Origin of the sequence: Undibacterium sp. RuRC25W (assembly GCF_049339825.1) — a bacterium.
In the GTDB taxonomy this organism is placed as follows: Bacteria; Pseudomonadota; Gammaproteobacteria; order Burkholderiales; family Burkholderiaceae_D; genus Undibacterium.
Genome location: NZ_JBMPPD010000009.1, coordinates 93,863 through 106,460 on the forward strand (window position 1 = coordinate 93,863; position 12,598 = coordinate 106,460).

Annotated in this window: 8 protein-coding genes and 1 pseudogene; 5 read left to right on the forward strand and 4 right to left on the reverse strand. The window is 45.5% G+C overall.

Annotation, left to right across the window (positions count from 1 at the left end):
- The first annotated feature begins 36 nt into the window (after window positions 1-36).
- The 3 genes from ACO0KV_RS06430 (at window position 37) to xerD (ending at window position 3,238) form a co-directional block, all read left to right on the forward strand.
- Window positions 37-1,059, forward strand: coding sequence for a TRAP transporter substrate-binding protein (locus ACO0KV_RS06430; protein ID WP_423041063.1), 1,023 nt, complete (start codon window positions 37-39; stop codon window positions 1,057-1,059).
- Window positions 1,060-1,783: 724 nt separating this feature from the next.
- Entirely contained in the window at window positions 1,784-2,281 is a 498-nt protein-coding gene (locus ACO0KV_RS06435) for a methylated-DNA--[protein]-cysteine S-methyltransferase (RefSeq protein WP_423041065.1), read from the forward strand.
- A gap of 30 nt (window positions 2,282-2,311) precedes the next feature.
- Window positions 2,312-3,238 (forward strand): site-specific tyrosine recombinase XerD, encoded by a 927-nt coding sequence (gene xerD / locus ACO0KV_RS06440; protein WP_423041067.1) that lies wholly within the window; start codon window positions 2,312-2,314, stop codon window positions 3,236-3,238.
- Between the two features lie 109 nt (window positions 3,239-3,347).
- On the opposite strand, the gene ACO0KV_RS06445 is transcribed toward xerD, so the two are convergent.
- Entirely contained in the window at window positions 3,348-6,086 is a 2,739-nt protein-coding gene (locus ACO0KV_RS06445) for a TonB-dependent receptor (RefSeq protein ID WP_423041069.1), read from the reverse strand.
- A 368-nt stretch (window positions 6,087-6,454) separates the two neighbouring features.
- On the opposite strand from ACO0KV_RS06445, the gene ybaK reads away from it, so the two are divergent.
- Complete coding sequence (gene ybaK, locus ACO0KV_RS06450) at window positions 6,455-6,946, forward strand: Cys-tRNA(Pro) deacylase (RefSeq protein WP_423041071.1); 492 nt, start codon at window positions 6,455-6,457, stop codon at window positions 6,944-6,946.
- 154 nt (window positions 6,947-7,100) lie between these two features.
- A complete protein-coding gene (plsY, locus tag ACO0KV_RS06455; protein ID WP_423041073.1) occupies window positions 7,101-7,706 on the forward strand; it encodes a glycerol-3-phosphate 1-O-acyltransferase PlsY in 606 nt (201 codons plus the stop codon).
- Window positions 7,707-7,806: 100 nt separating this feature from the next.
- On the opposite strand, the gene tsaD is transcribed toward plsY, so the two are convergent.
- The 3 genes and pseudogenes from tsaD to ACO0KV_RS06470 all read right to left on the reverse strand — a co-directional run.
- The gene (gene tsaD, locus ACO0KV_RS06460) at window positions 7,807-8,835 is read right to left on the reverse strand and encodes a tRNA (adenosine(37)-N6)-threonylcarbamoyltransferase complex transferase subunit TsaD (protein ID WP_423041075.1); all 1,029 of its coding nucleotides are present in this window, start codon (window positions 8,833-8,835) and stop codon (window positions 7,807-7,809) included.
- Between the two features lie 77 nt (window positions 8,836-8,912).
- On the reverse strand, window positions 8,913-12,281 hold the full coding sequence (locus ACO0KV_RS06465) for a PAS domain S-box protein (RefSeq protein WP_423041077.1): 3,369 nt from the start codon (window positions 12,279-12,281) through the stop codon (window positions 8,913-8,915).
- Window positions 12,282-12,478: 197 nt separating this feature from the next.
- Window positions 12,479-12,598 (reverse strand): annotated as a pseudogene (locus ACO0KV_RS06470) (IS30 family transposase); the annotation flags it as partial.

Consider the following 12,598-nt stretch of genomic DNA (forward strand, 5'->3'; position numbering starts at 1 on the left):
CAGCCAATGTACTTGGCAATGACATTGGAGACAGTTGTGCAAATCAAATACGCCTTACTATGTTTCGTTACAGCATTCGTCGCTCAGACTCCTGCTTATGCACAATCGACGCAATCTCCACCGTCACCAATAGTCATCAAATTCAGTCATGTCGTTGCGAGCAATACACCCAAGGGGGAGGCCGCACAACGCTTCAAAGAACTCGCCGAAAAAGCGACTCATGGACGTGTCAAAATCGACATCTATCCCAATAGCAGTTTGTACAAAGACAAAGAAGAATTAGAGGCCTTGCAGTTGGGCGCAGTGCAAATGCTTGCGCCATCACTGGCAAAATTCGGACCTTTGGGAATCAAAGAATTTGAAGTCTTTGATGTGCCCTATATTTTCCCTTCTAAAGAGGTGTTGTACAAGGTGACGCAAGGTCCCATTGGCCGTGATTTACTCAGTAAGCTTGAGGCTAAAGGGATTACCGGATTGGCGTTCTGGGATAATGGCTTTAAAGATATGTCTGCAAATCGACCGATTCATTTGCCATCTGATATGAAAGGATTGAAGGTGCGCATACAGTCTTCCAAGGTCATTGATACACAAATGAGAGCGTTAGGAGCAACGCCACAGGTCTTGGCATTTTCTGAGGTTTACCAAGCGCTCCAGAGTGGATTTGTGAACGGTACAGAAAATCCGCCATCCAATTTGTACACTCAAAAAATGTATGAAGTCCAAAAATATGTGACGTTGACTGGACATGGCTATCTTGGCTATGCGGTGATCGTGAATAAGAAATTTTGGGATGGGCTGCCTAAAGATATTCGGGATGAGCTCAATCAAGCGATGGCGGAGGCGACTACCTATGCCAATGCGATTGCCCAGCAGGAAAATGACCGAGCGCTGGAGGCAATAAAAAAAACTGGAAAAACGAAGATTTACGAATTAAACGCACAGGAAAGAAGCGCTTGGCGTAAGGCCTTATTGCCAGTGCAAAAAGAAGTTGAGTCTCGCATCGGAAAAGAATTGGTGATGAGCATCAACAAAGAAGCGGCTAAGTTTGGCTACCAATAAGTTTGGAGCAAGTAAAATTGTCCGTCAGCATCATGACACCAAAATGTCATAGTCGATCATTAAAATTTTTGCGACCTTTGTCAGTGTTCGGCATATATTGCAGTCATGATGTTGAAGAAGCGCTATTGAAAGGCACCATCATCAACACAGTCGGTTGTGATGAAGTTGCAATGAATCAATATCTGGTTTTATCGCTTAATGAGACTTGATTAAACATTGTTCTTTGCCTAATATTAATGTGTTGCAACAGAGCGAAATAAAAAAATGTTTACCACATTTTTTGGTTTTTTAAATGTGTTTTACATATATGCAACACATGCGTGTTTTTACGTAGTTTTTTTTGTCACCGGTATTTGGGCATGCTATATTCTGCCCAGATTTGAAATTTGCAGTCGGCAGGATTAAAAGGCGGTAGTGCGAAAAAACGGTACTCATACCGTACACTGAGGAGACGCGCGTTTTTATTACAAGCTGAGTTGATGTGTTATCACATCAAACTAAACAGCCGAAAACGCGAGATATATTTTAAGGGCGCATCTGCTGATGCGCCTTTTTTCTTTGTTTCGCCTGATTCTAGAGAATAATCGCTCGTGATATGCTTCTTTGTTGATATTCGGAAACATCGATCGAATTTTGTACTTATCATCCTAGGCGTTTGTATAGCGATTTCCCCCATATCTCCTGCATTCCGCTATGCTGTCAGTCTTTGCGCTCACGATAAATCATGTCAGATCAGGAAGCATCCATATTCTCCGCAGTGATTCATGCTCCCTTTGGTGCGATGGGGATACGTACCGAAGATCAACGCGTGACTGAACTCGTGTATTTACCATCTCGTTTTATTGAGAAAGCGCCGCAAGATGCTTTGTCTGAGCAGGTTGCCAGACAAATTTATGCGTATTTTGATGATCCAGATGCCAAGTTTGACCTGCCTTTAAAATCCGTGGGTACGGCATTTCAACACCGCGTCTGGCAGGCGATTTCTGCAGTTCCGCGTGGCGAGGTTGCGACTTACGGGCAAATTGCAAAGCATATCCGCTCAGCGCCACGGGCCGTCGGGCAGGCTTGTGGTGCCAACTGGTATCCCCTGGTGATCCCTTGTCACCGTGTCACAGCCGCTGGCGGGCTAGGGGGATTTGCCCATCATGATGATGAAACGGGTTTCCACCTTGGCGTAAAACGTTGGTTACTTGCTCACGAGGGCGTTACGGCCTATGCCTGATATTTCGCCTCCAGAGTGACGTTAGCTGACATGAGCAACAATTTATCTCCATTACCCATTATTTTGCCAGACAGCGTCACTGCACAGATTGATCAGTTCTGTGATCTGCTTTGGTTAGAAGATGGTTTAGCCAAAAACACCGTTGAAGCCTACCGGCGCGATATGCGTTTATTTGCTGAATGGCTATATGGCAACGGCGGCAAAGATCTGTATCAGGTCAGCTACACCGATATCACTGCCTACATCGCAGCGAAACATCCAACATCCAAGGCAACCTCAGCGAATCGACGCTTAAGTGTCTTAAAACGCTTTTATTTGCAGGCTGTACGACTGCATCTGGTTGCGATCAATCCCTGCAGTAAACTCAAATCAGCAAAACAAGCAGTACGCTTGCCCAAGACACTCAGTGAAGCACAAGTTGACGCATTATTAGCAGCGCCGGATGATAGTCCGCTTGGCATACGTGATCGTACGATGCTGGAGCTACTCTATGCTTGTGGTTTGCGGGTGTCCGAGCTGGTTAATCTTAAATCGCTCGAAGTAGGATTGAATGAAGGTGTGTTAAGAGTAACAGGTAAGGGAGATAAAACCCGCCTCGTGCCATTTGGTGAGGTAGCCCGCCTATGGCTCGAAAAATATCTGAAACAATCGCGTCTGGCAATTTTGCAAGGTCAGGTCGATGATGCTCTATTTGTGACTGCGCGCGGTGGTGCGATGACGCGTCAGATGTTTTGGGTTCTGATCAAAAAGTACGCCTTGCAAGCGGGCATTACTATTCATCTTTCGCCGCACACATTGCGTCACGCCTTTGCTACCCATTTGCTTAATCATGGCGCTGATCTGCGTGTCGTCCAGTTATTATTGGGGCATGCCGATATTTCAACGACGCAGATTTATACGCATGTTGCCAAAGAACGATTGAAGAAATTGCATGCGGAACATCATCCACGAGGATAACGTGTTCTCGTACGCAGAGGTGTAGGGGCGCCGCAAAGATGAAAAAATGGCCGTCAATGAACGGCCATTTTTTATCAGACTACATTCGCAGCATAGTTCAGAACATAGTTCAGAATTTATATTTGCCAGTCACGTAGATAGTACGCAGTATCGAATCAGTATATCGTGCATCGTAGCCTGCTTGCTGACCACCTCCTGCTGCCTGAAGTGACATTGGCGGAACACGATTGAACAAGTTTTTGATACCCGCACGCAGTTCTACTTTTTTGCTGTATTCATAACGACCTTGCCAGTCAAACGTGGTGTATGAAGGAACGTGCAAAGTAATACTTTCGTCTTTGCCTGTACCAAGGTTACGCACGGTCGCTGGCGCATCCTGATATCCAGAACGGTAGTTCAGACTAAGTGAGTTAGTAAATTTACCTGTTTCGAGAGTGGTTGTCGCGCTGACAATGTTACGGAAGCCAACACTGTTATAAATACTGAATTTCCCCAGATCGGTATCCCATTGATTGTCAGTACCAGGTTTGGTGAACTTGGAGACGAGCATGTACGTACCACTGATGTTGCCAGTCAATGTGCCAAAGCCAAGTTTTTGACGAGCAGTCATATCCCAGTCAATACCACGGTTATGTGCTTTACCGATGTTAATCGCCAGATCTTTAAACGCCCAGTAGCTGTTTCCTGTTGCGACTTCTTTCGATAACGTGAACAACTGTGCATATTTCGTTGGGTCACCAAATGCCAGCTGTTGGCTGACTGAGGATACCTGATCGCGCATTTCAACATCCCACAGATCTAAACCGACAGAGAAATCAGCCGTTGGTTCATAGCGTGTACCAATACTGAATTGTTTCGATTTTTCTGGTTTTAATTCGGCGTTACCACCAGTTAATCTGTCGTATTGTGCAATGTTTGGTTTGCAGTAATCAGTACCAGGGAAAGGACATGCCCAGTTGTTCGTCACGCCTGCAGAAACCAGTGGTTGTGCAATGGAAAGCATCGATGGTGCTTTAAAGCCAGTGCCATAGGAACCACGGATTAACCAGGTGTTCGTTGGCTGGTAACGTAAAGACAGTTTGTATGTCGTGGCATTTTTACCGTCACCAACGCTCGTTTTGTTCACACTATCAGTAATCGATGAGTACTGATCAAAACGGGTCGCTGCTGTGAATTCAACTTTATCCACCACCGGTGCCAGGAACTCCGCGAAAACCCCCGATGTTTTACGGGATAAATCATAGGTTGGAGGGACTGCCAAGTTGTACACTGCACCTGCGGCTACTGCATCAGATGGTGTTTGCTGGAAGTTGTATTCGCGATAATCACCACCAATACCGATGCTCGCATTACCGCCCGGCAATGCAAACAATTCTCGTGAGCCTCGTACATCGATACCTTTGAGCGTCGTTGAAGCGGTGCGGATAGAGCCGTTGAACAGTGAGCTTTGAATCGCTTGTTTTACTGCATCTGACTGTTGTCCTGCTGGCAGGAATGGATTAAAGCTACCTGCTTTTAACATGCCACGGAACGTGCCGTCGAGCACATAGCCACCTGTGTATTTCTCATCGATGGCATTTTTGGAGTAGGTCGCGCCGCTATTAATAGACCATCCCAGGTATTCGCCTTCGACACCGACAACAAAGTGCTTGGTGTCAGTGATAGTGTTGTCATCACGTGTTCCCCAATCAGACATGCGATAGCTAGCTGAGACGGTTTTTACCGATGCAGCCTGGGCTGGTGTCAGGTACGGTAATACGTAAGTGTTGTAATACGCCGAGCCTGGTGCGATCGTAACCGGAACAGGATTTGGTGCAATTCGCGCTGTCAGGTTCATGCGTGACAGCGCAATATCTGTAAACAGCGTCCAGTCATTGTTGAGTTTGTAACGTGCGGTAGTGAACAAGCTATCGCGTTGAGAAACCGGCACAATTTCCAATGTGGATGCATAGTCGAACGTGCAACCTTTTGGATTATTCAGATTAACCACGTGATTCGCTGGGCATTTGCCATTGGCGAGCAGGTAAGGGTTAAATGTAATACCGGCCAATGTTTTGTCTTTAAAACTTGCCGTCACGTTTGCTGGAACGGTAGAGCCACTGGTACGGTCGAACACATAGTTGTTGCCGTTGGCGGAGAATGGCAAGTAAGCAGTCTTTGCAAAATCACGATCTGTCGCTTTTAACTGCTGTTGATCATCATGGCGATAGCTCACCAGCACGTTGTAGCCTTTTTCAATCAGATCGCCGAAGCCATAAGTCAGGCTCGCGTTGTACGACTGGCCACCACCTTCTAATGGAGAATTGTAACCAGCCTCAACGGTTCCGCCTTGTTCATTTTTTTTCAAAATAAAGTTGACGACACCAGCGATCGCGTCAGAGCCATACAGCGCGGATGCACCATCGGTCAAGATTTCTACGCGCTCAACGGCGCTCATCGGAATGGCGTTCAAATTCACTGAGCTACCTGAACCCTGTGGCGCGACACGGCGACCATTGAGCAAGACCAGTGTATAGTCTTCACCGATATTGTGAATAGATGCACTGACACGGCCACCGGAGTTAGTGCCTACCGCTGATGATTGCGTAGTGAAGCCTTGCATTGCCGGTAACTTCTGAATCAGGTCGGCAATGGTGTTTGCACCAGTGCGGGCGATCGCTTCTTTGCTAAGAAGTTGCACTGGTAGCGCACCTTCTTTATAGATGCGTTTAATGCTGGAGCCGGTGATTTCAATTTTTTGTACGTTTTCGGCGGTTTCTTGGGCAAAACTAGTCGCGCAAATGCCGCTTGCCAACAGACTTAATGCTACTTTCACGGATAGAACCACCGATTTTTCCTTCAATACCATTGCTGCCTCTCCAGATAATTAATTTTTTTGTTTATTTTGATGACCAATGAAGCAAAAAAAGCATGTTCATCGGCATTAATCACTATTTATATTGCGAACTCGTTGTACGTATTGAGTAATGTAACGAAACGTAAAAATGAGTTGCGTTACATTATGCCTACAAATATTTTCAATTAAAACACTAAGTTACTCAAAATGATTTATTTGTTGCAATTATGTTGCGTAAAACGGAAATTAATTTTCATAAAGTACAGTTTTTTTAAGAGCAATAGCACTGACCGAAACCTTATGGTGCGTAAAATTCGCTGTTGCACAATGAGAAAAGCTATAATCCCTCTTTGTTTTTTTAGTTTTAGCGGGAAAACATTTTGGCAAAAAAAGAACACGTCTCTGAGACACCGGCAACACAACTGTTGAAAAAAAATAACGTGGAATTTTCTGAGCACCCGTACGCCTACGAAGATCACGGTGGTACGTCGGTATCGGCACGCGAGCTAGGGGTGCATGAGCACAGTGTGATCAAAACCTTGGTTATGCAAGATGACGCAGCCAAACCGCTGATCGTGCTTATGCACGGTGATTGCAAGGTGTCGACTAAGAATCTGGCTCGTCAGATTCCATGCAAATCAGTAGAGCCCTGCAAGCCAGAAATTGCTCAAAAACATTCAGGTTATCTAGTCGGTGGTACTTCGCCATTTGGCACTAAAAAAGTGATGCCAATCTATGTTGAGCGAGGGATCCTGGAGTTACCGAAAATCTACATTAATGGTGGACGTAGGGGTTACCTAGTCGGCATTACGCCTTCTGTGTTAGTCACTTTGTTGCAAGCAAGAGCAGTTGAATGTGCAATTGATGAGTGAGTATCTTTGAACCAAGGCGGAATTAGTTGTTTCCTTCGGTTCGCCTCAACAATGATCATATATGTGATTAAATCTGCGTGCTCTCATTGAAACGAATGAGATATTTAATGACTGGAGGGGAATTTTCACCCCCTTCGCAGCTTATAGGATAAAAATGAATACGATTCTGGCAACGATACTCGCTTATTTGATTGGCTCAGTGTCTTTCGCAGTGGTGGTGAGTAAGGTATTCGGTCTGTCTGATCCGCGTACTTATGGCTCTAAGAATCCCGGCGCAACCAATGTGTTGCGTAGCGGTAACAAAGCGGCAGCGGTGTTGACCTTGTTAGGTGATGCTGTCAAAGGCTGGTTTGCGGTCTGGTTGGCCATGACGTACGCAACGCAGTTTAACTTTGATGATGGTAGCATTGCGGCCGTCGCTATTGCTGTTTTTCTTGGCCACTTGTGGCCGGTGTTTTTTAAATTTGTTGGTGGTAAAGGCGTCGCTACGGCTGCCGGTGTACTGATTGGTATTAATCCTTGGCTAGGACTTGCAACATTAGTGACTTGGGTAGTGATTGCGTATGCCTTCCGTTATTCATCCTTGGCGGCGTTAGTGGCAGCAATATTCGCGCCGCTGTATTACGGTTTTCTGTTTGGCCCTGATATCAAATTACTGGCGGTGTTTGTGATGAGTGGCTTGCTCGTGTATCGCCATCGCCAAAATATTGCCAATTTGATGGCTGGTAAAGAAAGTCGTTTGGGCAGCAAGAAGAAATAGGTCACGCCGCTTCTCGTGACCCAGACATGATCAGTGTTGTTATACACAAATGATGACGATGACGATGACGGGTCGATCATATCAGTTCGACCTCTGAAAATCAGGCTGCATCAAGTTCATGTAAAGGCCAACGAGGCCGGACATTAAACGCATAATCCCGTGTTGCTAAGGCGGGATTTTTTTTGAGCCGCATCGCACCGGCAAAAGCGATCATCGCGCCATTATCGGTACAAAATTCGAGTTCAGGATAAAACACCTGAAAGCGTTTTTTTGCCGCCGTCTCATTTAACGCCTGACGTAACTGACGATTAGCACCAACACCGCCAGCGATAACGAGGCGCTTTAAACCACTCTGCTTAATTGCTGTCGCACATTTAGCCACCAATACATCAACGATCGCATCGACAAATCCACGCGCAACATTTGCTTTGTCCGCTTCGCTCAACTCACCAGGATATTTTTTGACTGCCGTGAGGACGGCTGTTTTTAATCCTGAAAAGCTAAAATTAAAGTCTTTGGAATGGAGCATAGGGCGTGGGAATTGATGTACGCCTGGATCTCCACTTTCTGCCAAGATGGAGATCGCCGGACCACCAGGGTAGGATAGCCCTAACAACTTTGCTGATTTATCAAATGCTTCACCAGCCGCATCATCGAGTGTTTCACCCAGTAATTGATACTGTCCTATACCATCGACCCGCATTAATTGGGTATGCCCACCGGAGACCAATAAGGCAATAAAGGGGAATTCCGGAGGTCGGCTGGCCAATAGTGGGGACAATAAATGCCCTTCAAGGTGGTGCACACCGAGGACGGGTCTATCTAGCGCCAGCCCCAAGCCGCAGGCAAAAGATGCACCAACTAGCAGCGCTCCTGCAAGCCCAGGTCCTTGCGTAAAGGCAATAGCGTCGATGTCCTGTTTTTGTATGGCGGCTTGCTGAATCACTTGGTTTAACAGTGGCAAGGCGCGGCGGATATGATCGCGCGATGCCAGCTCAGGTACGACACCGCCGTATTCCTGATGCATTGCAATTTGTGAATGTAAAGCATGCGCTAATAAACCACGTTCGGTGTCATATAAGGCAAGTCCTGTTTCATCGCAGGAAGATTCAACGCCAAGAACTATCATGAAGCTACTTTTAAAAAGGTTATGATGCGCAGGTGTAGCGCACGATCAAAGTCGAGATTATAACTTTCTTGGCTGACTCAAGGAGAAACAGCATCTCCGTCAGTAATCGGCAACTCAATATAGAAACGGGTTCCCTGCGTTGTTGTCGATTCAAAACCGATCGTTCCCCCCATGCTTTCTATGAGTTCTCTTGAAATAGCCAGACCGAGTCCGGTCCCCCCTTTTTCACGGGTATCTGAGGAATCTGCCTGCGCAAATTTCTGAAAAATACGATCTCTGAACTCGCTAGGTATGCCTTTCCCTTGATCCGTAACGACAATGCGGACATGCTTTGTTTGTACACTTGCACTAATATCAACTGTCTCATTGACGGGAGAATATTTGATCGCATTCGAGAGCAAATTTGAAATGACCTGCATGAAGCGTTGAATATCAATTAAGATTTTGACTTCTGGCAAGGGGTGATGCAGGTGCAGTTTAACTTGTCTCTCTGCTCCAAAGATCATATTCGTATCAATCGCCTGATTTAATAGCGGCGCCAGTGCATATTCCTGCATATCAAAATGCATTTTGCCCGCGCTTAATTTTTCCATATCGAGCAGATCGTTGATCAGGAACGTTAGGCGCTGACTATTTTTACTAGCAATATTCAGTAATGGTTTCAAATTCTCTGGCAGTGATCCGATTGCGCCACCTAAAATGAGGCCCAATGCACCAGAGATTGATGTCAGCGGTGTACGTAACTCATGACTCACCGTAGAAATAAACTCATTTTTAATTCGCTCGAGACGCTTTCTTTCGGTAATGTCGCGCACCAGTCCAATGTATAGTGCACGCCCTTGCCTTTTTACTGCAGATACCGACAAATCAAGAGGAAAGATGGTGCCATTTTTTCTTTTAGCTTCGATTTCTTGCGCGACACCGATCATCGTTGAAATGTTGTCGGCGCTCAGATGGAACTCCGTATTGCCACCATCCTCACGTCGAGGTAATAAGATCGTAAAATGTTTACCGATCAGTTCTTCTTTGTCATAGCCAAAAATATTTGCAGCGGCAACGTTGAATGCGTCAATAAAACCGAGATGATTAACGGTGATAATCCCATCAAGCACATTGTCGATAATTGCCTGAGTGTGAGCGGCTTGATCTTGTAGTGCCTGCGCGTTAGTTTTGCTGTCACTCACGTCTTGGATCGTGCCGTAAATGCCGCATATCTCACCATCTTTGACCTGTGGTAAGCCGATGACTCTGACCCAGCGTTCATTTTTCTTAGCAGTGACGATCTTAAATTCAGCGTCGAAACGAGTCCCTTTCGTTCCTGCTTCAGTCAGCAAATGGTGGATGTATTCCCGATTTTCTTTGCCTTTGTAAAAAGATAAGGATAGTTCCGTATTACATTGATAGTCAGCTTCTACTTCGTGGATTTGTTTTGTAATGGAACTCCAGTTGATTTGCTTGCTCGCGAGGTCATATTCCCACGTACCGATACGGGCAGCAGCGTTTGATTGTTCCAGTAATTCGTAAGCATGTGCTAGCTTTTCTTCGGCAATACGCTCTTGCGTGACATCCTGATGGCTCCCCGACATCACCAGTGGTTGGCCATTTTCATCCCAACTGACAACGCATCCGCGATCTCTGATCCAGACCCAGGAGCCATCTTTGTGCCGCATACGGCTGGTCAGATCGAAGTAAGGTAATTCACCTTTGAAGTGAAGCTCGATCAGCTCCGCAGAGATTTTTACATCCTCAGGATGACATAAATCGAGCCAGGTATTGACGGTAGTTGGGCTTAGTTCAGCCAGAGTGTAACCAAGCATACCGGCCCACCGCTCGTTGAATATTGTCAGCCCTGAGGGAATGTGACATTCCCATGTACCGATATTGGTTCCCTCAATAATGTTGGTAAGTCTTTGTTCACTTTGTGCATGTTGACGTTGAACTCTGGCTGCATTGACCAACTGTCCTACAGCGATAGTCACTGGCTGCAGAAAATCGACCGTGTCTTTGTCGTAAGCTCTCGGACAATTTGCAATGCCCATCATGGCAATAATCTCACCATCGTATTCGATAGGGATGGCTAGAAAATGCCTTAATGGTGGGTGATCTGCTGGTAAATCGCCTATGTTTCTCTCGAAGGCAAGATTATTGGAGATCACCGGTATTTTTTTCTCTAAGCGTGGATCAAATAATAAATCCAGATCGAAGAATTCAAGGCCAGTCTGTACTTGCTTTTTATGAAGGTCAATAATTTGATCCTCCCAACCAAGATCGAGAATCGAGCATACTTTTAAGTAGGGAACGTTATCACGGCTTTTTAACACTTCGCAGATAAATCCATATTCGCTCTGAGTCAGACGCAAACTATTCACTAACAAGGTATCGAAGCCTTTACCGCGATCTTTACCTTTAATAAATTGCGCTTGTGCCTTTGCCACGGCATCGTTGAGAATTTGTTGTCGCTGCAAAGACTGGTTAAGATGCTGTCGCTTGATGGTGCCATTGACCCAGTCCCCTAATACATTGATAAACTCAATTTCAATATCGGTAAATTGATTAGATCTTGCTTGGGGATCTGAAAAACCTAAAGTGCCGTACTTTTTTCCCTCAACAATGAGAGGGATGCCAATATAGGTTTCTTGCTTGAATTGAGGATAGCTTGGATGTGTTTGGTAATTACTCTGGTTCAAATGAGCCTCAAAAATAACACCATGTTCTCTGTTAATAAAATCAGAGAAGGTATTTTCTTTGCGAAAACGCTGCCCCTCTTTAAGTATGCCGGAACCTGAATGACAAACTTGGATCACACTTTCGTTTTCCTGAATTTGCGAAATCACGCCTGTCGATAGTTGTAAATATTGACAGCCAAGTGCCAGTGCTTCACGTAACAAAATCTGTGGATCCTGCACTGTGAGTGACGTAATTCTTGTCAATGTCAGAAGTGCATTGCGTTGTCGCTGCGACTGGGTATTACCGATTTCATGCTCTACACAATCGGCCAGATGACGCAAGATCGCGATTTCTTCCGGCGTCAACGTTTTGGGTACGGGGTCGATAATGCAGAGCGTTCCGATACGTTGGCCATTTTGCGCATGTAGTGGCGCACCGGCATAGAAACGGATATATGGCTCGTTTACGACCAATGGGTTATCAAAGAAACGCAGGTCGCTGCTTGCATCGGGAACGTGTAAAACATCTTCGGATAAGATAGCATGCCCGCAGAATGAAATATCTCTTCCTGTTTCGGGGACCTCAAGACCTTGCCGAGATTTGAACCATTGCCGCTGATCATCGACCAGCGAAATCAGTACAATCTGCGTTTTAAAAATCTGTTTTGCTAGTACTGTGAACCGGTCAAAACGTTCTTCAGATGGCGTGTCGAGGAGGCCGCATTCCTGAAGGGTTGCTAAGCGATATTCTTCTTCATCCGGGCGCCGAGGCGATTGCATATAAAGTAATTTTTACTAAAAGATAACAAACAGAATCGATCAAAAAATGGAAGCAAAGCAATACCTGATGTGGCCGGTAAGAGCATCGTGAACATAGGGCGCTGATTCAACAGATGCGGCCATGTATTCGCTTTAAATTCTGGTCAGCCATAAACGGTTGTATATTACTATTTTTTTACACAAATAAAACCGCGAGTTCAATTTTGAAGTGCAAGCGTATTTTTGAAGAATACCTGATTGGGTGTAAGGTATCCTAATCTTTTTCTTGGTCGATTATTCAGTCTTTTCATGGCGTGATCAATCTCCTGTTGTGTAAT

Coding starts and splice junctions, on each gene's coding strand:
- ACO0KV_RS06435 (WP_423041065.1), top strand. CDS start 1,784: ATGTCAGATCAGGAAGCATCCATATTCTCCGCAGTGATTCATGCTCCC.
- xerD (WP_423041067.1), top strand. CDS start 2,312: ATGAGCAACAATTTATCTCCATTACCCATTATTTTGCCAGACAGCGTC.
- ACO0KV_RS06445 (WP_423041069.1), bottom strand. CDS start 6,086: ATGGTATTGAAGGAAAAATCGGTGGTTCTATCCGTGAAAGTAGCATTA.
- plsY (WP_423041073.1), top strand. CDS start 7,101: ATGAATACGATTCTGGCAACGATACTCGCTTATTTGATTGGCTCAGTG.
- tsaD (WP_423041075.1), bottom strand. CDS start 8,835: ATGATAGTTCTTGGCGTTGAATCTTCCTGCGATGAAACAGGACTTGCC.
- ACO0KV_RS06465 (WP_423041077.1), bottom strand. CDS start 12,281: ATGCAATCGCCTCGGCGCCCGGATGAAGAAGAATATCGCTTAGCAACC.